Genomic DNA, 24,758 nt, shown 5'->3' with positions numbered 1-24,758 from the left:
AAAGCCCCGAAGGGCTTAACATTATTTTGGTAATTTTTCAGTGTGGCTCATGCAACTACTCATAGCCACAATAACAAAATTATAATATTGATATTGACCGCTACCTGTACCGTTTGAATTTAAAATTTCACGTTTCCAATAGCATGTTTTTGTCACACCTTGTACAGATTCATTAATATAGGTCCACCAACCATACATTGCAGCATTAGCTGAATTGAGTGTTGTTAATAAAATTAAACCAAGCAACAAACTTTTAATTTTCATGAAATTTACCTTTTTATTAATTGAGTTGAGAGAGTAGTGTGAATCTTAAAAATTCTCAATAGACTAATTTAGTTGGTTTTTATTGTGCATTGCTTCAAGTTTTGCAAAGAAAGTTTGATGAACTTTGAATAATTGTTTAGTGCGATTTATGAAAGAAAAATTTCATTGTAAATAGGTTTAGTTTTATTTAATTTTTAAAATAATATAGATAAATATAATTTGTAAATTTGTGTAAACTTTAATAAGGTGATTCAGCTTTTTTTTAATGGATTATTTAAAACGGAATGCTAAAATATTATAAAATTAAGTATTTTTATAATATTTTATGAGTCTGGTTGTTGGCGTGGATTTTAACTTGCTTAAGAGTTTAGCAATAAAGATCAATTAGAAAGTTGCAGCTGAACTTGTCAGAAATCAAGCCATATTTTTACAAAAAATAATATCAGCTCATAAGAGCAAAAAATAGCAATTAATTTATATTAGCAGTCTTAGAGTTTTTCATTGAAAGTAGGACTTAATCGCAAAAGAACCAATTAATGAAGAAAATCAAAAAAGCAAGCTAAGACTATTGCAAATAGTTGGTCTATGTATGTTGTAGCCGTTTCTCATACACGAATGATTTGAATGCGGTAAAGACGATTGATTTTGCTCTGTCTTTTATTGCTTCAAGCAAATTTTTGTCCTAGTAATTACATTATTCTTTATCAATATCCTATGCAAGAACAGTAACTTGATTAACACACCTTTGGGTTTAATTGTAAGGACGATGACAACTGTGTGTAGTTGCTACTTCAGTATTTTGTATTTCACAAAAATCTCATGTTAAAAATAAAAGAGTAGTTAATGCACTACCGAATAGCCTGTAAGGGCAATTGTTTAAATAATTTAATTTTTAGAAGCAACGATTACATCATTATAAAGGAGTTTGCTCGTGGTAAATAACGCAGTAGAAATGCGATCTAGACTTTTAACAAATACTCATATTCCCGAAGGCCATATTGCATTGGTACGGATTCAAGATGAGCTCAATTATGATCAGGTGATGACGAATCTTGAGCAGGTTAATGTATTACCTGGATTTACAGTGATTGGGGTTACCAGTATTCCTAATTCTAATACATCAGATTGGACACTGACTAACTGTGTATATGAGAATGGAGTATTGAGTTGGACAGAAGGGCAGCTTGATTTGGGAACGGACAGCTCTCCTGACCTGTCATATGGTTATCATGCTGGCATTCAGGCAAATATTGGAGATAAGCTTGAAATGATTGTTCCCAATGTTACGGCGTTAGCATCTGGGGTCTTAAGTGGTGCACGACTAGCAGATGTGAATGGTGTTGCTGCAGGTCAATCCAATATTGGATTTAATTCAGGAAATTCGGAGCAGGGATTAACTCTGCTTGGCACTTCCTACCAGACAAAGGACTTGCCTGTAAAATATGTAATGGCTTATCTATCAGCAACTGCTGTGGAGCATGTTATAACTTCAACGGATGGAACACTTGAACTTTTCCGTGAAATACAAAACATCCCAGCATTTGAAGGAACAGCATATTTTAATGTGATTGCTACGGTCAAAGACGATAATCAAATGTTTAGCACAACTGTTTCAGTTAATTTAAATTAGCCCCATATTGGGTTTTTTGCAGAGGAAATCACACCAGCTTGCCCATTCTACTTCGGTTGTTAAAAAAGAAGAAAATAGAATGGGTTAGTGCTCGTCGTCAGCCGTCTTCGGGTGGTTTCTTTCTAGAGCTGACTGTAAGATGTTATTTTTATTGGTTTTAACTAAGCTTTGATTGTAGCGCTTTGTTTTAAAAACCCATAACCACAATGAAACTTTCCTTAGCAATTTCAATTATGAGCGGCTTTTATATTTGTTTTATGCAATCAATCTTTAAAAATTAAGTTTCTTTATCTGCTTGCTTGCTCCGTGTAGCAGCTTTATAGGAGATAGATATTCTTAATTTCAAAAAAGTACATATTCATACAGAATATTCATTAGAGATAAACACTATTTCCTTTCAAATCAATGCAATTTTTGACAAAATAGTGGATGTCAGAATGGTCAATTGAGGCATAATGACAGTGAATCGTTTTGCGTTTATTTTGCAGGAATTTTGCATGAAATATTTTAATTTTCTTATAAGACAGAATGTTGGAATGTTTTTCTGATGGCAACACAATATAAGGTGTTATGTGTCTGTTTAGGAAATATTTGTCGCTCGCCAACTGCTGAGGCAATTCTTAGACATTATTGTGATGCGCACGGCTTAAATGTGATGGTCGATTCTGCGGGAACCAGTAATTATCATCCGAATAAAGCACCAGATGCACGTAGTCAAAAACATGCAGTAAAACGTGGTTATGATTTATCTGCGCTACGTGCCAGACAGATTGTTTTAGCAGACTTTGTTGAATTCGATTTGATTTTAGCAATGGACCATGAAAATTTCGATGATATTCAAACACTCATGTCACAGGCTGTGCAACAGTTCGGTACACATCAGATTCGAGCCAAGTTAGCTTTGATGAGTGAGCATGATCCGCAGTTTAATCAACAAGCGGTGCCTGATCCTTATTATGGTGGTGCAGATGGATTTGATCGCGTACTCGATCAGTGTGAATCTAGCAGCCAAGCATGGGTCAATATTTTTAAAAAGCAAATGAAAGCAGGGCAATAGGATTTAATTTAATATGCAGCTACATGCGCAGGTTCAGCTTAAAAACTTAAATACATTAAATTTGAATGCGATTGCTTCACATTATGTGCAAATCAATCATCCTGATGAGGTCATTACTGCATTAGCATTTGCGGAACAGCAGCATTTAAACGTTTTGGTGCTCTCGGGTGGTAGTAATGTGTTATTGCCACAGCAAATACAAGCCTTGGTAATGCATTTAAATATTCAGGGTATAGAAGTACTTTCTGAAGATGAAAATACCATTACCGTTAAAGTAGGTGCTGGCCAAGTCTGGCATGACTTTGTGTTGTATAGCACCCAGCAGCAGTGGTTTGGACTGCAAAATCTTGCTTTGATTCCTGGGTTAGTCGGTGCTTCTCCTGTACAGAATATTGGTGCTTATGGCGTTGAAGCAGGTGAGTTTATCGAATCTGTGCAAGTCTATGATCGTGAATTGAAACATTTTACTTCGATTGCAGCAGAAGATTGTCATTTTGCTTATCGTCATAGTATTTTTAAAGATCAGCCCAATCGTTACATTATTGTCAGTGTGACATTTAAGTTGTTGAAAACAGCTGAACTGAAATTGAGTTATGGTGATCTTAAGCAAGCTGTTGGTGATGAACTGACTGCAGAGAATTTACAAAATCAGGTGATTCACATTCGTCAGAGTAAACTACCCAATCCGAAAGAATTCCCAAATGTTGGCAGTTTCTTTAAGAATCCGATTTTGTCACAAGCTGAATTTGACAAAATTACTCAACAATTTCCAAACATACCGCATTATCCGCAAGCAAACAGCAATGTTAAAGTGGCAGCAGGTTGGTTGATTGACCAAGCAGGTTGGAAAGGTAAGCAACTCGGCTCTGTCGGCATGTTTCATAAACAGGCTTTGGTATTGGTGAATTATGCAGAGGCGACACTAGCGGATGTACAAAATACCTATCAAACTGTACAAAGTGATGTAAAACAAAAGTTTAGTATTCAGTTAGAACCTGAACCTGTGTTATATAGTGAACAAGGGTTAATTCAAGCTCATCTTGGATGAAGAAATCTATGGCGAAAGTACATTGGATGGTCAGTTTAGTACGGGTAATTACCATATTATTCGTGCTATTGGGCTGTTTTGTGCTTTTTTTATATTCGCCTTTTTACTCTCAGCTGGTCGTGAAAGGTCTGAACCGCTTTGTTCCTGTCGATGTCAATGAAGTCGCAGCACAGAGTCAGCGCCCCGCAGCGTTGAGTGAACATGAAACCTTAGAACCTGGTTCGAATCTCTGGATTGCTCGTCAGGCTTATTTGAAACTCATGGAGCGGAGCTTTCAATCTGAGCAATCGGAAGATTTAAGGTTAATTCAAGCACGCTATAAGTTGTTGCAGGAATTGATTGCTGAGGAGCAGGAAAAAGAAAGCCAAAATGAGAAAAAGCAACCCAGTATTCCGTTGATAAATGATCAACAGTCTGAACAGGATCAAGAAAGCTCAGCTGTTGTAATGAATACACCATTAGATTTTTTACAGTGGAATACGCCTGATAATCAGGCACTCATGGGGAAATATATTGCCTTTTTAGAAACCTATCCAATTGCATTACCAGTCAATGAAGAGGATAAAGATCAGACCAATAAAGACCTGATTGAATTGAAAAATAATAAAGAGAATTTGGTTGAGCCGCAAAGTGCTTCACAGCCGAATGCGATTGTCGTACTCGGCGGTGGTCTGACCTTAGGTGCGAATGGTAAAGATATTGTGGTGAATAATTACACCCGCTTACGCTTGGAAAAAACCTTACAAGTGGAGAAGAAATATGCTTTACCAATCGTACTGAGTGGTGTTGAGGCGCCTTATATGCAGGCGTGGTTAAAAGAGCGTGGCGTGGATGCTAAATTGTTAGAAAACCGCAGCATGAATACTTGTGAAAACTCTCGATTTAGTTCTTTATTGCTACAAAAGAAAGGTGGCGCACCAACCGTTATTTTGATTACTGATGAGTATCACATGCCACGAACACGACGTTTATTTGCTTTAAATGGTATTGAGACTGTGCCTGTCATGGCCCCAATGCCAACGACCTTAACGCAATGGCGGCCAAGTGAACAAAACTATGATCATAGCCGCCGTGCCAACTATGAAATGCTGGCTACGATTCGTGATATGTTATTTGGCTCAAGTGATTGTCGAGAGATACCCTAATGTCTGATATTCCATTTTTAAATCCGACAATTTTAAAACAATTAGATTTACCTGTACCGAATCGAGAGACCACACCACAGTTGCTTGAACCTTTGGATCTATCTACTGTCACTGAGATCTCTAAGCCATTGCAAGCTTATCGCAAACTATATGGTTTACATTTACTTGACTGTGAACATTGGCAGGGCTATGTGGAAATGCCTTTGTTTCGCCTGCATGTGCAAGTCTTTCAGCCGAAACAGCAAAAAATACAAGGTACGGTGTGCTTGTTACATGGCTATTTGGAACATAGTGGTATTTATCAACCGATCATTAAAGAAATCCTTGAGCAAGGTTTTAGTATTGTTACCTATGATCTGCCTGGGCATGGTTTAAGTAACGGTTCACCCGCCAGTATCCAAAATTTTGATCATTATCAACAAGTTTTACATGCAGTTTATGATGCAGTCCGTGGTGCGAAACAACTACCTAAGCCGTGGTTAGGGATTGGACAGAGTACGGGTGGTGCAATTTGGATGCATCATTTACTGGAATATGCTGAACGTCGAGAAGACCCTATTGTCGATCGCGTATTATTATTGTCGCCATTGATCCGACCAGCGAAAACAGCATGGTGGCACAACTCTGTGGGTCTGGGCATTATTCGTCGCATTAAAAGCCAAGTCCCACGACATTTCCGTCGTAATAATCATAATCCTGAGTTTTTACGTTTTGTGCGTTTAAAAGATCCTTTGCAACCTCGAATGATGGGCATGGACTGGATTTTAGCGATGTCAAAATGGATGTTGGAAATGGAACAGCGACCAGCATGTCGTATTCCTGTGTGGCTCGCACAGGGTGCTTTAGACCAAACCGTAGATTGGCGTTATAACATTGAATATATTCGCCGTAAGTTTAGATTGCAGACTTTATTGATGTTGGAAGAAGGCTCACACCAATTAATCAATGAGCGTGCTGATATTCGTGCTGCGCTGACGGGTTTAATTCCTGCTTTTCTACATGCAAAACCAAATCACCACTATTACTAGTGGTGATTTTTATTGGTTTAAACGTTTATCTTAAAAGTGATTGGCATCCGCCATTTTCCACATACGATAATAGAAATTCTCGTCATCATTTAAATCGCTGTGCAGCAATTCATTTTCTTTTAAGAAGAAATGGATTTGCGCATAATTTTTAATTTCACGGTCATTCATACGCTGTGCCAAATGATGCGCTTTAATGTCAGATGGATGATGTAAACCTGCAGCTGCAATCATTTCAGATAAGGCATGCAGGGTGTTTTTATGGAAGTTAAATACACGTTCAGCCTTACTTGGTACATCAATCGCTTTTTGGCGATCTTTATCTTGTGTCGCGACGCCAACAGGGCATTGGTTGGTATGACAACTTTGTGCTTGGATACAACCGACGGCAAACATAAAGCCACGTGCAGAATTGACCCAGTCCGCACCTAAGGCAAAGGTGCTGGCAATGTCAAAGGCGCTGATCATTTTACCGCTGGCACCAATTTTAACTTGATCACGAAGTCCTGCACCCACCAAAGTATTGTGTACAAAGCGTAAACCTTCTCTCAATGGTGTACCAATATAGTCACTAAATTCGATTGGTGCTGCGCCAGTTCCGCCTTCAGAACCATCCACCACCACAAAGTCAGGTACAATTTTGGTTTCGAGCATGGCTTTGACAATACTCATGAATTGCCAAGGTTGACCAATACACAATTTAAAGCCGACAGGCTTCCCACCTGAAAGTTCTCTAAGCTTTTGAATGAAATGCATCATTTCAATCGGTGTGTTAAAACTTGGGTGCTTGGAAGGAGAAACACAGTCATGATCTCTGGAAATACCCCGAATTTGGGCAATTTCTTCAGTGATTTTATGTTTGGGTAAAATACCGCCGTGACCTGGTTTTGCCCCTTGTGAGAGTTTGACCTCAATCATTTTAATATTTGGATTTTTAGCTTGCTGTGCAAACTTATCTGGATCAAATAAACCTTCAGCTGTGCGGCAACCAAAATAACCACTGGCAATTTGCCAGACAATATCGCCACCATGCTCTAAGTGGTAGGGACTCAGACTGCCTTCACCAGTATCGTGATAGAAGTTACCTAAATGTGCACCTTTATTCAGCGCACGAATTGCGTTGGCGCTGAGGCTACCAAAGCTCATCGCTGAGATATTCATGATCGAGGCGCTATACGGCTGGCTACATTGCGCATTGCCAATCAGCACACGGAAAGACTCTGGATTGGCTGGTGGGCAAGGGGCTATCGAATGCACAATGAAGCGATAGTTTGGGTCATAGACATCAATGATAGAGCCAAATGGTTTATCTGCATTTTCATTTTTTGCACGTTGATAAACCAAGCTACGTTGCATCCGCGAAAAAGGCAGTGCATCCTGATCTGATTCAATGAAATATTGACGAATTTCAGGGCGAACATCTTCAAACAGAAAGCGAAAATGTCCAAGAATTGGATAGTTTCTTAAGATGGCATGCTTCTTTTGTAGTAGGTCACGTAAACCAACGATACTGAGTAGTCCCGTTACCAACCAAAGACCGTTTAAAAGTGTATCGGAAATAAAATAGTAAATTGAATGTGGGGTATAAGTAAATTTAAACCAAGTAATGGTTAAAGCGGTAAAAATACAAAGAAACCAAACAGAATGTCTTGAAAAGAAAGTGTTAAGTAATTTATGTCTTATAGCTTGCGCTGGACTAGCCATCGGCAGGAGATTCCTATAATGAAGCAACTGACAAACGATGCCAAGAAGCCAACATAAGCTCAAGTAATGAATTGTTAGATATGAGAATTATTCTCTTATAAATTTCCTTATTTGATTTTTACTGGAAAAATCAACTTGAGCGTTTACAGGATAATATTTACTTGAATCCAAGTTCCTAACCCGATTACTATCGGGGATATTGGTAACTTTCATCAATATAGATTCATCGTATTCAAAAAAAGATTGGCGATATGCAGGTGTTGGGACTTAAAAATGAATAAAAAAGGTTCATCCATTACTCGAGTTTTAGACATTATTGAGGCAATTTCTACTGCAAAACATCCACCGTCACCTTTAGATCTTTCGGTAGAGCTGGATATTCCAAAACCGAGCATTCATCGTTTATTACAAACGCTAGAGCAAGAAAAATTTGTGAAGATGGATATGTATGGTGGTTATATTCTTGGGGATCGAACCTATAAGCTGCTAATGAGTTCTTGGGAGCAGGAACCTCGTAAGATGGAACGCTTGGCTATCCTGCAAAAATTATCAGATCAAATTAATGAAACCTGTGGTATTGCCATACTTAGTGATAATCAAATGCTTTACACCGACAGGGTGCAGGCGAATTGGCCGCTACAGGTGTATTTACCTGTTGGTGCGACAGTGCCTTTGTGGTGTACTTCGAGTGGAAAACTATTTTTAAGTTTTCAGCCTGTGAGTCGCAGGAAAAATATCTTAGCGCATTTACCGATTGTACAGCTCACCAAAAATACCATTACCGATCCAGTCTTACTTGAAGATAATTTGGATCAAATTTTTCTAAATAAACTCGGCACTGATAATGAAGAGTTTATTTCGGGTATGGTGGCTTGTTCCGTCCCCATTCAAAGAGCAGGTAGCATTGTGGCATGCCTCTATGTTCATGCACCTACGATTAGAAAATCGCTTGATGATCTCTTAACTTTTGAGCCTTTACTACGTCAGGCTGCACATGATTTAAATAAACTGATTGATGTTTAAAAAGAGTGAGTTGAATGCTCACTCTTTTTAGTGGGTGAATAAATTAGTTGAGTGTCGGCATTGAAAATTGTGCGCCTTCACGGACATTGGTGCTCGGCCAGCGTTGAGTAATGGTTTTACGACGCGTATAGAAACGGGCGCCATCTGGCCCATAGGCATGTAGATCACCAAACAGTGAACGCTTCCAACCGCCAAAGCTATGATAAGCCACAGGTACTGGAAGTGGAATATTAATGCCGACCATCCCCACTTTAATGTTGTCACTAAAATAGCGTGCAGCCTCACCATCACGCGTATAGATACAAGTGCCATTTCCATATTCATGGCTGTCAATCAGATCCATGGCTTCTTGCATGGTTTTTACACGAATAACTTGCAGTACGGGACCAAAGATTTCTTCTTTATAGCTGGTCATATTCGGTGTGACTTGATCAATGAGTGTCGCACCCACATAAAAACCATTTTCATAACCTTCAGGCGCTGCATTGCGTCCATCGACAATCACGCTGGCGCCTTGTTGTTCTGCACTATTAATATAGTTGACGACTTTGGCTTTATGTTGCGCGGTAATCACTGGACCAAAATCATTGTCTTTATTTGAGTATGGGCCATATTTGAGCAAATCGATTTCTTTGGATAGTTTTGCGATCATTTGATCAGCAATTTCATCACCGACAGCGACTGCGACAGAAAGGGCCATGCAGCGTTCGCCCGATGAACCAAAGGCTGCACCTAATAAAGAACTGACCACATTATCTAAATCTGCATCGGGCATGACAATGGCATGGTTTTTTGCACCACCCAAGGCCTGACAGCGTTTACCTGCTGCAGTTGCGGTTTGATAGATATATTCTGCAATGGGTGTGGAACCAACGAAGCTAACCGCTTGAACACGTGGATCATGCAGTAGCGTATCGACCGCTTCTTTATCTCCATTAACGACATTCATTACACCATCAGGCAGTCCCGCTTGTTTGAGCAGTTGAGCAATAAATAAAGTGGAGGATGGGTCGCGTTCGGAAGGTTTCAGCACGAAAGTATTTCCACATACAATGGCCATGGGGAACATCCAAAGTGGAACCATAACTGGAAAGTTAAATGGGGTAATTCCTGCAACAACACCTAAAGGCTGGAACTCACTCCATGAATCGATTGCGGGTCCGACATTTTTACTAAATTCACCTTTTAGAAACTCGGGTGCGCCACAGGCATATTCAACATTCTCAATGCCACGTTGTAACTCTCCTGTGGCATCATGTACGATTTTGCCATGTTCTTCACCAATCAACTGGCAGATTTTTTCAGCATTTTGTTCAAGTAATTCCTTAAATTTAAACATGACGCGCGCACGCTTAATTACAGGGGTATTGCGCCATTCTGGAAAAGCCGCTTCTGCGGCAGCAATTGCTTCTTCTACAGTTGCTTTACCAGCAAGCGCAACCTCTTTGACTTGTATGCCTAATGATGGGTTGTAAACAGCTTGCGTACGTGCATGCGTTGTATGGATTGCACCATTAATAAAATGTCCAATAAGTTCCATGTGAATTTATCCTCTGTTATAAAAAATGAAAGCTTTTATGCTGACCAAAGTTGTTGATACAAGCTGACCATTTGCTCAATTGTCGGCACGATAGGGTTATTGGATGGTGAGCCTGAGGCCAGTGCCTGCTTGGCCATGGTCTGAACGACCTCATCAAAATAGTGTTTGTCGACCCCAAACTCAGCCAATGTGGGGACTTTTAAATCTTGATTAATCGCGATCAAGGTTTTGATGAGCTTTTGATTCGCAAGCTCAATCGCATCATCTGAATGCGCGCAGCCGATTGCCTTGGCACAGTCAGCGTAACGTTCTGGTGCTGCTTGGATTGAAAACTCAGTGATGAGGGGGAGTAACATTGCATTGGATAGTCCGTGCGGAACATGGAAAAAAGCACCAATGGGGCGGCTCATACCATGCACCAAGGCAACCGAGGCGTTTGAAAAAGCAATCCCTGCCAAAGTCGAACCGAGCATCATTTTTTCACGTGCTCGCTCATTGCTGGGTTGGTGATAAGCGATCTGTAAATTTGGACCAATCAGTTTCATCGCTGCGAGTGCTTGCGCATCACTATATGGACTGGCTTTCTTACTGATATAGGCTTCAATGGCATGGGTAAGCGCATCAATACCTGTATCTGCAGTGGTGCGTGGGGGCAGCGAAATGGTAAGTTCGTAGTCGATGATTGCTGCGATTGGCAGAAAACCAAGCCCAGCACACAGCATTTTCTCATTGGTTTTGTCATTGGTAATGATGGTAAACCGTGTGCATTCAGATCCTGTTCCTGCGGTGGTTGGAATGGCAATGATAGGCAGACCGAGTTCATTGACTTGTCTAGGAAATTTATAATCTGAAATCTCCCCACCATGTTTACTCAAGATACTGATTGCTTTGGCACTATCTATCGGGCTACCACCACCAATTGCAATAATGGCATCATACTGCTGTGCCTGAATATATTTCACACCTGCTTCGATGGAACTAGAGGTCGGCTCTGGAATGGTTTCAGCAAAATAGTCACTGTCTATATTCGCTGCTTTTAGCAGGTCTTGAATTTGCGTGATATAGCCAAGTGAAACCATCATTTTATCGGTAATAATGAGTGGCTTGTTTGCACCTAAGCTTTCTAAAATCATCGGAAGCTTAGCCCGCGCATTTTTTCCAATTTCCATAATCCTTGGAAGGTGAGTTGAAAATGACATTTTTAATTCTCCGTATTAACGTCAAAATTGATTGTTTTTAGAAAGAACCGAATACTGTTCCTAGCGTGATCACACCACTGAGCGCAATCAATGGAATGATGACGGCGACAATGAACATGTCGTAATAAGATTGTTTATGGGTTAAACCACACAAGGTAATAATGGTAATGACCGCACCATTGTGAGGAAGGGAATCCAGTGCGCCAGAAGCCATAGAGGCAACTCGATGCATCAGTTCGAGTGAAATACCATGTTGCAAGGCCAAATCCTTATAGGTTTCTCCCATGGTATTCAGTGCAATACTCAAACCACCTGAGGCAGAGCCCGTGATACCTGCTAATACATTAATCACGATGGCTTCTGAAATAAGCGGATTGTTGGGTGCAATGCCGACAAGAAAGTCACGTAAGATGATAAAGCCAGCCAAAGACGCAATGACCGAACCATAGCCGACTTCTGAGGCGGTATTAAAAATAGGTAAAAAGGATGACGAGACACCCTGTTGAATTGAATTTTTAATATCGACAATAGACTTCCAGTTCAAAACAATAATGCTTAAACAAGCCAGAACCAATGCACATATGATTGCCCATAATCCAATCACTGAATTGAGCGAAGTATTCCCAAATTGATCCGTGGCTAAATAGGCAGTGTCCAGTGAGGGTAAAATCAGTTTAGTGAGTACTAAATTGCTCACAATCACAATAAAAATTGGAGCAAATGCGACCATAAGACTTGGCTTGGCAGATATTGAATTCTGCTCAAGATGATTCTCGATATGGTTTCCATATCCTTCATTACTCAAATCCGCTTTTTTTACCCGTCTATTGAGCCACCACATGCCAGTGATCAAAATAAAGATAGATGCTAAAACACCAAGTCCAGGTGCAGCATAAAGATCGGTATCAAAGAAAGGCATTGGAATTGCATTTTGAATTGCCGGTGTGCCAGGTAATGCGGTCATGGTAAAGGTGAGTGCACCTAGCATAATCGCTGCTGGGATCAGGCGTTTAGGAATACCAAGTTCTTTAAATAATGCCGAGGCAATTGGAAAGACAGCAAAACCAACAACAAAAAGTGAAACGCCTCCATAGGTTAAAATTGCACAAGACAGAACAATAGACAGCATGGCTCTGTGATGTCCGAGTTTTTCAACAAAGAAATTGGCAATGGTTTGTGCAGAGCCAGAATCTTCCATTAATTTTCCAAATACCGCACCTAGTAAAAATAGAGGGAAGTATTTGATGATATAACCGCCTAAACCTGTCATAAACACTTGGGAATAAAACCCAAGGAGTTGATTGCTGAGACCGCTCCATGCGACAGCAAATAATGCCAGTAAGGGTGCAAGTACAATTACGCTAAATCCTTTATATGCTAAATACATCAACAATATTAAGGACAAGACTATTCCGATTAGTCCTACCATTTTATACACCTGTTTTTGTAGTTTTGTATAATGATACGAAACGTATCATTATTAATGTATATAATTTAATCGAGTTGAAGTCAAGCGCCGAAAGTAGCGTGAAAATGAAAGATGGCTAATCATTTTTTGTATTTGAAATTTTGGGGGGCATTCGGGAGATTTTTAATCCTATGAATAAAATTATCTTTGATTGAATACTTATAAGTTATTTAATTTAATAGGATTTACTTTTAAATGAATCCAAATGTCTAAAAGATGAATTGAATCTCATAAAACCAAAAAATCATTAAACAAATCACCTAAATGGTAAAAAATGAGATAAAAACCATTTTTTTATTTACAGCACTTAACCAATTGGTAATAATTCAACTGAAATTTTTACTATTTGTTTAATGTGAATCTAAAAAAATGAAAAAAAACCAAATATTCATTATGTTAAGTTTACTTGGAACATCCATTTATGCTGCTGAACCACCAATAAGTGGAGCAATACAGTCTGATGCTACACAGCGGCAACAACAACGCGATGAAGCCTTACAAAAACAAATACAGCCTGAGCCATCAGTTCAAACTGGGTTAGAAAAGCAATTACAAAGTAAACCACAGCTTCAGTTTTTGAAGTCGCATAGTGAAGAAGTTTGCTTTGAAATCAAAAAGTTTGTATTGATCGGCGAAGATGCTCGTCAGTTTACTTTTGCCATGCGTCCAGTAACGCAGGGTCAATATAATTTGATTGGACGCTGTATTGGGGTACAAGGACTCAATCAAGCTCTGGATCTGATTCAGAATGATTTGATTAGCCACGGTTATGTCACTACACGGATGTTATTGCCACAACAAAATATTGCTTCGGGCACAATTCAACTTAAAGTGGTTGCGGGTAAGGTCGATCAAATTCAATTTATTGAAGGTACTTCAAAACGTGCACATATATTTAATGCATTACCAGTGAAATCAGGCGACATTCTCAATCTACGTAATATTGAACAAGGTTTAGAAAATTTTAAACGAGTGCCAACCGTTGAAGCTGATTTTAAAATTAAGCCTTCAGCGCAGCGCACTGAACCGGGTTACAGTGATTTAGAACTCGCTTGGCAACAGTCTAAACCCTATCGCTTGCATCTGGGTATTGATGATGCAGGATCGGACTCAACTGGCAAATACCAAGGCACTGCAACATTGTCTTTAGATAATCTATTGACCGCAAATGACCTGTTCTATGGCAGTTATAATCACGACTTAGGAGGTGGTGACTCTGGTAAACGGGGTACAGATGGCTTTTATCTCAGCTATAGCATTCCATATCATTACTGGTTATTGAACACCAGTTATAGCCAATCCAATTATAACCAGACGGTCGCTGGTGCGAACCAAAGTTATAACTATAGCGGTAAAAGTAAGTTGATTGGCGCTGATCTATCCCGTGTGTTGTATCGTAATGCCAAACGGAAGACTTCTGCGAGTGTTGGTGGTTGGTATCGCGAGTCGCAGAACTTTATCAATGATGTTGAAGTAGAAGTACAGCGTCGAAAAACGGCCGGCTGGAAAGCTAGCTTAGATCATAGTGAATATTTAGCCAATGCCACGCTGACGGGTAATGTCACCTATAAACGTGGTACGGGTGCATTTAGTGCCATGCGTGCACCAGAAGAACAATTTAATGAAGCATATACCCGTGTCGGTATTTTACAAGCCAATGCCAGTTTGCAAGTGCCATTCCAAGTCGGTCAGCAGAACTTACAATATTTGGCTGAGTGGCGCATGCAGCATAGTAACAAAGCACTGACACCGCAAGACCGCTTCTCGATTGGTAACCGTTATACCGTGCGTGGTTACGATGGTGAGCAGACTTTGATGGCCGATAATGGCTTCTTGGTTCGCAATGAATTGAGTGGATCGATTGCGAAATTTCCGATGCAATGGTACGGCGGCATTGATTATGGTGAAGTGGGTGGAACCACTGCACAGTATCCAAATCCATTGGTTGGCACCAGTTTGTTGGGTGCGGTAGTAGGCTTACGTGGACAGGTGCTTAAGTCAGTGAGCTACGACGCTTTTGTTGGTGCGCCGTTGAAAAAGCCAGAATATTTTAAAACCGATGATTTTACGACAGGTTTCAGTGTGAACTGGATGTACTAGTCCACACTTTTTGATGTTTTTTAATGAATTAAATAAATAAAGATTGAGTATTTAGGTATGAATAAGAATCGATATCGCGTTATTTTTAGTCAGGCACGTGGTCTGTTTATAGCGGTTGCAGAAATTGTAAAAAGCCGAACCAAAACAGCAGGTCAAAGCGGTGCTGTAGCACCCGATGCGTCTGCGACGCCATCAGTCCATTCTTATAAAAAACTGAATCCTCTGAATTTCGCCGTGATCAGTATGCTGGGCGCAGTGGTCTATATTATGCCACTAAGCAGTATTGCAAACACCCAAATTATTGCAGACCGTTCGGCACCCAATAATCAACAACCGCAAATTCTCAATTCTGCCAATGGTACGGTACAGGTCAATATCCAGACCCCGAGCGCAGGTGGTGTATCACGGAATACCTATACACAATTTGACGTTGGCCAACAAGGTGCGATCTTAAACAATGCACGGAATAATACCCAAACCCAGATTGGCGGTTGGGTACAGGGCAATAGCAACCTTGCACGTGGTGAAGCCAAGGTTATTCTTAATGAAGTGAATAGCAGCAACCCAAGTCAGCTCAGAGGTTACCTTGAAGTTGCAGGCAAGTCGGCACAGGTGGTGATTGCCAACCCTGCTGGTTTGGTCTGCGATGGTTGTGGCGTGATCAATGCAGATCGCTTTACCTTAACGACGGGTCAAGCAGTAATGAATCAAGGCTATCTTGAGTCATTTCGGGTGCGTGAAGGACAGGTCACTATTGAGGGCAAAGGTCTCAATGGAAGTTTGACCCCATTTACCGATATCTATGCGCAGGCATTGAAGGTCAATGCCGGATTATATGGCAAAGAACTCAATGTGGTCTTGGGTCAAAATGATATTCAAGTCAAAGACCAAACCACACCCCAATACACCCCAAACCCAAATGCGAATGGTTCAGCAAGCAATTCGTCAGGCTTTGCACTGGATGTTGGAAAATTGGGAGGTATGTACGCAGGCAAGATTTTTTTGGTGGGGACTGAACAAGGCCTTGGAGTACGCAATGCAGGTTCGATCAGCAGTACAGAATCGACGCTAAAGCTCAATGCCAATGGAGATCTGATTAACCAAGGCAATATTGTAGCCGCCAAAGATCAAATCGAGCTTAGGGCACAGAATATTAGCAATACTGGCAATATTAGTAGTACCAACAATAAAATCCAGTTACAGGCAAAGGATATTCGTAATGCTGGTTTGATTGCCAGCATGGATGAAGTCAAGTTGGATGCCCAAGGCGATGTTAATAACAGTCAAGGGGTCATCAATGCAGGCCGTATTGATTTAACTGCAAAAAATTTGAGCAATGAAAAGGGCCAAATTGAACAAGTGGGTGGGCAAAAACTCAAAGTCAATGCCAATAGCCTAGACAACCAACAAGGTCGGATTGGTCGTGCTGTACAAGACAGTTCAAATGGCAATAGTGGTTCAGACAATAATACCGCACCGCCAACCGTTAAAAATCCAGGACAGAACAGCAGCGCACAGGACGCCAGTACAGTTGAAGTCATTCAACCTAAAGACATCGTTCCAAAGACCTTTGCCGATGGCGTAATTCTGGTTGAGAATCAACTGAATAACCAAAGTGGTAAGATCAGCAATAACAATGATATTGCTTTGAATATTAGCAATAAGATCAACAATACAGGTGGAGAGTTACAACTGCCTGAATTGAAATTCGCAGGGCAAGTATTTGAGAACCAAGGGGGTAAGCTCTCTGCCAATCAGATCGATATTCAAGCCAGCAATGTCAATAATCAGAAAGGTCAGTTAAATGCGGTTCAAGCTCTGGATATCCGCTCACAACAGTTAAATAACCAAGCGGGCAGTATTCAAAGCGAACAGGCACTGAAGATTGATAGCAAGACGATCAATAACCAAGACGGTAAATTACTTGCAGTGAACAATGTCGAGCTGCAATCGGAGCAACTGAATAACCAGAAAGGTGTAATTGCCTCGACCAAGCACGATGTTACGATCAAAGCGGATCAACTTGATAACCGCGCAGGTCAAATTTTAGGGCAACAGTTAACTATTGAATCTCAACAGGTCAATAATCAAAGTGGCACGCTTCAAAGTCAAAGCAAAGATTTAGTGTTAAAAGCCACACAAATTGAGAATGGCGTCAGTAAAGATACAGCGGGCAATATCATTGCCGCTAAAAATCTAAAGATTCAAAGCCAGCAATTGCAAAATACAGGACAAATCTATGCGGGAGACTCGGCACAGCTACATGTCAGTCAGTTACAGCAGCATGGGCAGCTTGCGGCACAGAATCAAGTTAAAGTTCAAGCTGAACAGATCCAGAGCAATGCTGACAGTGTTTGGGCAGCAGGCTTAAGCCCAGATGGCAAGCTGAATAATGATGCTGCAACACTGGAGATGAGCGCGGAGCAGGCGCAGATTGCAGGCAAGCTTTTGGCGGGTACTGAAGTTAGTATCGATGCGAGTCGCCGTGCCGACCTGAGTGGCAGTGAAGTTCAAGCCAAGAATATCAAGGTTGAGACAAGCGAGTTAACAACCCGTCAGGCGAAGTTACTTGCAGAACAGCAACTCAACTTAAAGGCAACCAACAGTATCGACAATCAGGACGGTCAATACAGTGCAGCCGATATTCAGCTCAATACCTTAAAACTCAATAACAAGAAAGGCTTGATTCAACAGACAGGGAAAAACAATCTGGTTTTAGATATTGCTGAACGGATTGATAACGATGCTGGGCAAATCATCAGCAATGCAGCCAACACAGAAATTAACACCCAAAATCTGAGTTCGGTTGCAGGCGCTATCCTGCATGCAGGAGATCAGCAACTCAAGATCACGGCACAACAAATGCAAGCTCAGGATGGCAAGATCCAAAGCAATGGCAACATGCAACTTGAATTAGGTTCGGTCAATCTTGATCGTGCGACCACCTCTGCCAAAAATATTGAATTGCGTGCCGACAGTTTGAGCCATCAAAAAGGGCAAATGTTGCAAAGTGCCGAAGATGGCAGTTTACAGCTCACGGTGAACAAAGAACTCAATAACCGTGAAGGCGAGATTAGTGCGGCTGGCAACAGCAGCATCAAGGCAGACAGCTTGAATAATCAGGCTGGTAAAGTACTGAGTAATGGGTCAATGGATTTGAGTGTGACCGATCTGAATAATGAACAAGGTACACTCTATAGCAAAGATCAGTTGGGCTTAAATGCTGCGGGACAAGTCAATAACCAATCGGGTTTGATCATTGCCAAGCAAGTCGAAATCAAGGCGCAAGCACTGGACAACAGCTCGGGGCGGATTCGTGCGGAACAAGGTGTGTTGGATTTAACGGTTCAGCAACAACTACAGAATCAAGCTGGGGAAATTTATGCGGCGGATGATATCAATATCAAAGCCAAGCAAGTTGGTAATCAGAAAGGTCTGATTCAGAGTAAAAATAAGATCAACCTAAGGACTGACCGATTAGATAACCAGTCTGGTACGATCTATGCTGCAACTGACATGGCGGTACTGACACAGGCTGAACTGAATAATCAGCAAGGGATTTTGGCGGCAAAAAATCAGCTGGATATTCGTAGCGGTGCACTGAATAACCAGTCTGGTATTATCCGTGCCGAACAAGGCGATACTCAGCTTCAAGCACAAGGACACGTACAGAATAATAGTGGTGAAATCTCAGCTGCGAAAACGCTAAACGTGGTGGTGCAAGGCTTGGATAACCAAGCTGGGCAAATGTTGGCACAAGAACAATTGCGTGTAGATACCCAACAACAAAATTTAGAAAATGCCAATGGACGTATTCTATCGAAACACGTCAATTTGAAAACGGGGACATTGAATAACAAGGCGGGTTTGATTCAGGCGGAAAGCACCCTACAAATTGATACGCAAAATCATGATTTGATCAATCAGGATTCAGGCGATAAAGGGGGAATTCTCAGTCAGGGCACATTACAGCTCAACAATATTCAGCAGTTACATAACCAACGTGGTTTAATTGCGTCTGAGGGCAAGACCACGATACAGGCGCAACAGCTCGAAAATCAGTCTGGGCAAGTGAGCAGTCAGACCGATCTGCTGATTGAACAGAAAAATCCGGCTGGGGTGTTGAACAACCAAGGTCAGATACAGGCACTGAAAAATGTGCAAATCAAGGTGGATCAGGTCAATAACAGTGGCAATGCAAGCCATATTGTGGCGGGAGATCAGTTAGCAATACAGGCAAAACGTATTGATAACCGCGATAATAATGTCAAAGATGTAATTGGTGGTCTGGATGCGAAAAATATTCAGTTAATTGCCCAAGAACTGAATAACCAAGCGGGTGCCATCCGTGCCAGTGACACTGCAAATTTAAGCATTCAAACCCAGTTAAACAACCAGCAAGGCAGTATTTCCAGTCTTGGTCAGCTCAATATCGGCCAAGCTGAGCAAAGCTTGAATATTGATAATACTGCGGGTGAGTTATTGGCGCAGCAACAACTCAATATTCAGGCCAATGAACTGATTAATCAAGGTAAAATCATCAGTCTGGGTGATGCCGAGATCCGTTTGAAGCAAAACTACACCCAACGTAAAGACAGCGAGCTGAAAGCCAATGACAGCCTGAAACTCAGCAGCGATAAAGACATTATTAACCAATCTGAAATCAGTGCAGGCAAGCAACTGCATCTGAATGCACAGAATATCTTGAATCAAAAAGACGCAAGCATCAACAGCGCCGAAATGCATTTGATTGCGCAGAATAAAGTCCATAACCAAGGATTGATCAATGCTGGACTGACGCATATTCAAGCACAGCAGCTTCATAATGATGGGGCACGGATTTATGGTGACCATGTTGCGATACAGGCACAAACCCTCGATAACAAAAGCAACCTTGAGGGCGTAGGCGCCGTGATTGCTTCACGTGGCGATATGCACCTTGGGATCGGCACACTGAATAATCAGGCTGGCGGTGCAGTCAATGCTGTTTCCAAAGACAATGCTTGGATTCTGAGCATGGGACAGCTCAAAATAGGCGGTTCACTAGATGACAATTATCAGGCACAGGGCAAAGCTGATCTGATCAATAATCGTAGCGCAACCATCGAATCTCAAGGGGATATGCAGCTTGATACCAAACGTATAGAGAACATCAATGAAAACTTTGAGGTCAAGGATGCTGCGATTTTAGAGTCATCGGTCAAGGTTCATGGTTATGAGGATAACCGCCATCCGGGGATTGATGTTTCAGAGGATATTGTTGAATTCCAGAAACAAGGTAACTTTTTGTGGATGTTACTCAAAGATGGTCGTCGTTTAAGAACCTATAACATTTTTGAATACGATAAAGAAACCTATGTGCCAGAAGTGATCAGCAGTACCCCAGGGCAGATTATCAGCGGTGGCAATATGTTGATCAATGCAGAGGGTATTCTGAATGATCAGAGTCAGATTCTAGCTGCCAAAACCTTAACGGTTGAAGGTACAAGTATTGAGAATAAAGCATACACGGCCAATAAAACCACGAAGTTTAAGAATCCAATCAGATGGTTCTATGATTCAGGAAGAAAGACCCAAATCGGATTTAATCCTGCCGATGAAACAGAACCTTTTGTACTGAGTGGTCTCTATGGTGGGGATCAGGTCATTGGTACGCCGACCCACCAAATCAAAGCAGTAGAGCCAACACAAGCTGAGACAGATATTCAGGCTTCGCAGCAAGCTGGGAAAGTTGAACTGCAACAGCAGCAAACTGAACAAAAGCAGATTGATACAAAATCTGGTCAGCCTGTCAATCAGGACAACCAGAACGGTTCGAACAATGTTGATGCGGCCAAACAACTGGATGCATCGCAACAAACCCTAGGGCAGACCGAGACTTCAACAGGCTATGAAGTCCGTACGGTTCAGCAGAAAAGCATTCGCTTGCCGAGTAATGCATTATTTATCCAAACCAAAGACAGTCAGGCAGGCTTTTTAGTCGAAACTGATCCAGCCTTTAGTAATTACAAAAAATGGCTGTCATCAGACCATATGTTGAATGCACTCGGTCTTGACCCTGCGAAACAACAAAAACGTCTGGGCGATGGTTATTATGAGCAGCGTCTGGTGCAAGATCAGATTGCGCAATTGACGGGTCGTCGTTTCTTATCTGGCTATGGCAATGATGAAGAGCAATACAAAGCCTTGATGAACAATGGCCTGACTTTTGCCAAGCAGTTTAATCTGACACCGGGTATTGCCCTGACTTCAGCCCAAATCGCGCAGTTGACCAGTGATATTGTATGGCTGGAAGAGAAAACCATTCATTTGCCAGATGGCAGTACGACTAAAGCGTTGGTTCCGCAGGTCTATGTCAAATCTCAGGTGGGTGATTTAAAAGGTGACGGGACTTTAATTGCCGCAGAGCAAGTGCAGTTGGATATGCAAGGTGACGTGCTGAACAGTGCCACCATTGCAGGCCGTGAAGCCTTAAAGATCAATGCCAATAGTATCAATCAACTGAATGGCCGTTTAGAGGCGAACCGTATTGGGATCAGTACCAAACAAGATCTGAACAATATCGGCAGCCAGATTATAGCCAAAGATGCGCTTAGCATGGAGATTGGTGGCAACTTTAATCATAGCAGCACTCTGAGCAGTAACAGCAATAAATCAGGTCAAAATGAGTTTGGCTTTACCAAGATAGATCGTAAAGCGGGTATTTATGTTGGCAATGGTCAAAATACCGATACGCTGAAAAATACACTGAATATCCGTGTGGGTGGAAATACCAGCCTAAAAGCTGCTGATATCATCAACAGTAATGGTTCAAGTGTGATTCAAACACAGGGTGATGTCTCACTGGACACGCTGCAAACTGAACGTGTTACCAATAGCTATACCAATAAAAAGAATTTTGATTTTGGTACGCAAAAGCAGGATGTGGGCAATCAGATTCAATCGAAAGGTGATTTGGCGCTAACTGGCAAAAATATTGATATTACAGGTTCGCAGCTCAGTAGTGAGCAAGGCAAGACTTTAGTCAGTGCCAGTGAAGACTTAACCATCAAAGAGGGTCGTAAGAGCAGCAGTTATGAGCATGCTGATGAAACCAAAAAGAAAGGCTTTTTAAGTAAAAAGACCACACAAAACTATATTAAAGATGTTTCAAATGAAGCTGTAGCAAGTACGGTAGATGGAAAGCAAGTCATTCTTGATGCCAAGAATATCAAGATTCAAGGTAGTGAGGTGGTGTCGGATGAGTTAACGCAACTGCAAGCCAAAGAAAATATTGAAATCAGGGCAGCAGATAACTCCTACTTGAATATACATAATACGCAGACTAAAAAATCAGGATTGAGCGGTAGCCTGTCAGGTGGAGTTGCCAGCATTGGCTATGGTAAATCGAGCCTAAATACACAGCAGAACAATCAATCAACAGGTATAACCCAAAGCGTTATTGGAAGCATTAAAGGCGATACCAATATTATTGCTGCTAAAGATTTAACAGCCGAAGCTGCAATCATTCAATCTGGAAAAGACATTAATCTAGTCGGCGAGAATGTGAATCTTAATGCTGCATCTACCCATACTGAAAATAAAAGTGCTAGCCAGTCCAAGCAATCGGGTATTTCGGTTGGTGTGACTTATTCACCACTTGAAGCAGCAAGATCAAGTTATAAAGAAAGTACTGCGAATAACCAATTCTCGAACAGCGCTGTTGGACAAGTAATGGCTCAAGGTGAGGCTGTACGAAAAGCTGGTATGGCAGCAGCAACTCCTATTGTTGTATCTGGTGGTAAACAGCGAACACAGCAATCTTCTAATTATTCATCCACACAGGCTGTAGTGACTGAGGTTGCTGCACAGGGTAATCTCAATATCATTGCCAAAGCTGGTGATATAAACAGTCAGGGTGCAAAAATCTCAGCGGAAGGTGATGCTCTTTTACATGCACGAGACGATATTCTTTTAGGCACAACTCAACAACAGCAAACTCAATCTGCAAATAGTCAACGTAGCGGTGTTAGTATTGATAATCGCGAATGGACTGCTCCAGCAGGCACATATAAGGATAAAAATAAGGGCAATGGAAACATTGTTCAATCCGTGGGGACACAAGTTTCTGTAGGGGGGAAATCGACGCTGCAAACAGAAAAAGGTGATATTAATATTATTGGCAGTACCGTGGTATCACAAGGCGATAACACGATTAATGCAGCTCGAGATATTAATATTCAGTCGAGTCAGAATAGTCAAAGCCAACAAGAGTCACAGAGCAGTAAAGGGATTGGGAATGCACAAATCTCGGATACAGAAAAGTTCTATGGCTACATGAAGAGTCAAAATAACAGTCAGAGTCAAGCTGTTGAGCAGCAACGCAGTCAGGTCGGTAGCCTAGATGGCAATGTCAATATTCAGGCTGGAAATAAATATACCCAACAAGTGGCGGATGTGCTCGCAGGTAAAGATATCAATATTAAAGCCAAAGATATTGCGATCTTGGAAGATAAAAATACTGGCCGCTCAAGTCAATCTTCTAAAGACTTGAAAGTTGGACAATTCAGTCGCGTCAGTTCACCCATCCTTGATGTGATTAATGCTGGTGATCAAGCAATCAAGAGTAAGGCAGATCAGCGTACCCAAGCTTTACAGGGTGCAGCAGCAGTTGCCCAAGGTTACCAGAGCTATAGTGACTTACAAGGTGGTGCCATTGCCAAAGCTGAAACAGGCATTGGTTTTAAAACCAGTAAGAGTGAACAAAATAACCAATATGCCAATTCACAACAAAATCTTTTGAATGCTGGTGGCAATATCAACCTCACCAGTACCGAAGGTAATATTCATCTACAAAATACGCAGGTTAAAGCCAAAGATACGATTAATTTAGATTCCGCACAGCATATTTTACTTGAGTCTGGACAAAGTCAGCAAAAGGCAGAGGGTAAAAACAGCAATGCAGGGCTCAGTGTGGGTGTTGGTGCATCTGTTGGCGCACAAACGGGTGTGTATATTTATGGCGAAGCGGGTTATGGCAAAGGCAGTAATCATAGCGATAATAACATTCATAGCCAGACGAGCTTAGATGCCAATAAGGTCAGTATCAAGAGTAAGGGTGATACCACTTTGAATGGTGCGCAGGCAACGGCAAACCGAATTGATGCTGATGTTGGTGGAAAGCTAAGTATCCAAAGTCAGCAAGATCGTATCGAGCAAGACATTAAACAAACTGGAGCAGGTGCTCGGGTACAGGCGTCTTTAGGTACTGCATGGCAGGCATCTGGCAACTATAACAACAGTAAGGCACAAGGTTCTTCAAATAGTGTTAACCAGCAATCAGGCTTATTTGCTGGAGATGGTGGTTACCATGTCAAAGCAGATCAAGTTGATCTCAAAGGTGGTGCAATTGTTTCGACTGCAAGTAAAGACAACAATAACCTGACTGCCAACAGCCTGACCTTTAGCGATATTAAAAACCAAAGTCAGTATGATGCGAAAAGTGTCAGTTTATCTGGTGGAACAAGCTCTGCGAAAGATGGTAACGCTGCGAATCCAACCAATAATGAGAATTGG

The 24,758-nt window shown here is 41.4% G+C and carries 13 protein-coding genes; 8 read left to right on the top strand and 5 right to left on the bottom strand.

From position 1 onward, the window contains the following. Window positions 1-21: 21 nt before the first annotated feature. On the bottom strand, window positions 22-264 hold the full coding sequence (locus NG55_RS06100; protein WP_016540355.1) for a hypothetical protein: 243 nt from the start codon (window positions 262-264) through the stop codon (window positions 22-24). Between the two features lie 931 nt (window positions 265-1,195). On the opposite strand from NG55_RS06100, the gene NG55_RS06095 reads away from it, so the two are divergent. The 5 genes from NG55_RS06095 (at window position 1,196) to NG55_RS06075 (ending at window position 6,172) form a co-directional block, all read left to right on the top strand. Further along, window positions 1,196-1,894, top strand: a complete 699-nt coding sequence (locus NG55_RS06095; RefSeq protein ID WP_065342728.1) for a hypothetical protein — start codon at window positions 1,196-1,198, stop codon at window positions 1,892-1,894. 547 nt (window positions 1,895-2,441) lie between these two features. Continuing rightward, complete coding sequence (locus NG55_RS06090; RefSeq protein ID WP_016540353.1) at window positions 2,442-2,951, top strand: low molecular weight protein-tyrosine-phosphatase; 510 nt, start codon at window positions 2,442-2,444, stop codon at window positions 2,949-2,951. 13 nt (window positions 2,952-2,964) lie between these two features. Continuing rightward, a complete protein-coding gene (gene murB, locus NG55_RS06085; protein ID WP_065342727.1) occupies window positions 2,965-3,999 on the top strand; it encodes a UDP-N-acetylmuramate dehydrogenase in 1,035 nt (344 codons plus the stop codon). Between the two features lie 8 nt (window positions 4,000-4,007). Then, entirely contained in the window at window positions 4,008-5,144 is a 1,137-nt protein-coding gene (locus NG55_RS06080) for a YdcF family protein (RefSeq protein ID WP_016540351.1), read from the top strand. Then, window positions 5,144-6,172, top strand: a complete 1,029-nt coding sequence (locus NG55_RS06075) for an alpha/beta hydrolase (protein WP_016540350.1) — start codon at window positions 5,144-5,146, stop codon at window positions 6,170-6,172. Before NG55_RS06080 ends, NG55_RS06075 begins: the two co-directional genes overlap by 1 nt. Before the next feature lie 30 nt (window positions 6,173-6,202). On the opposite strand, the gene NG55_RS06070 is transcribed toward NG55_RS06075, so the two are convergent. After that, window positions 6,203-7,873 carry an FMN-binding glutamate synthase family protein gene (locus NG55_RS06070; RefSeq protein ID WP_023269926.1) on the bottom strand — a complete coding sequence of 557 codons (1,671 nt, stop codon included), beginning with the start codon at window positions 7,871-7,873 and terminating at the stop codon, window positions 6,203-6,205. Window positions 7,874-8,146: 273 nt separating this feature from the next. On the opposite strand from NG55_RS06070, the gene NG55_RS06065 reads away from it, so the two are divergent. Continuing rightward, the gene (locus NG55_RS06065) at window positions 8,147-8,896 is read left to right on the top strand and encodes an IclR family transcriptional regulator (RefSeq protein WP_016540348.1); all 750 of its coding nucleotides are present in this window, start codon (window positions 8,147-8,149) and stop codon (window positions 8,894-8,896) included. Window positions 8,897-8,939: 43 nt separating this feature from the next. On the opposite strand, the gene NG55_RS06060 is transcribed toward NG55_RS06065, so the two are convergent. From NG55_RS06060 to NG55_RS06050, 3 genes are read right to left on the bottom strand one after another with little or no spacing between them, the layout of a single operon-like run. Then, window positions 8,940-10,436 carry a CoA-acylating methylmalonate-semialdehyde dehydrogenase gene (locus tag NG55_RS06060; RefSeq protein ID WP_065342726.1) on the bottom strand — a complete coding sequence of 499 codons (1,497 nt, stop codon included), beginning with the start codon at window positions 10,434-10,436 and terminating at the stop codon, window positions 8,940-8,942. 35 nt (window positions 10,437-10,471) lie between these two features. Next, entirely contained in the window at window positions 10,472-11,635 is a 1,164-nt protein-coding gene (locus NG55_RS06055; protein WP_065342725.1) for an iron-containing alcohol dehydrogenase, read from the bottom strand. Window positions 11,636-11,672: 37 nt separating this feature from the next. Further along, window positions 11,673-13,064, bottom strand: coding sequence for a GntP family permease (locus NG55_RS06050; protein ID WP_065342724.1), 1,392 nt, complete (start codon window positions 13,062-13,064; stop codon window positions 11,673-11,675). A 432-nt stretch (window positions 13,065-13,496) separates the two neighbouring features. On the opposite strand from NG55_RS06050, the gene NG55_RS06045 reads away from it, so the two are divergent. After that, window positions 13,497-15,203: a ShlB/FhaC/HecB family hemolysin secretion/activation protein gene (locus tag NG55_RS06045; RefSeq protein ID WP_065342723.1), complete on the top strand. Its 1,707-nt coding sequence runs from the start codon at window positions 13,497-13,499 to the stop codon at window positions 15,201-15,203. A 57-nt stretch (window positions 15,204-15,260) separates the two neighbouring features. Continuing rightward, the coding region (locus NG55_RS06040) for a two-partner secretion domain-containing protein (RefSeq protein ID WP_065342722.1) at window positions 15,261-24,758 on the top strand (9,498 nt) is incomplete at its 3' end.

Origin of the sequence: Acinetobacter gyllenbergii, from assembly GCF_001682515.1 — a bacterium.
GTDB classification, from domain to species: Bacteria; Pseudomonadota; Gammaproteobacteria; order Pseudomonadales; family Moraxellaceae; genus Acinetobacter; species Acinetobacter gyllenbergii.
This window is presented reverse-complemented; position numbering and strand designations above follow the sequence as displayed.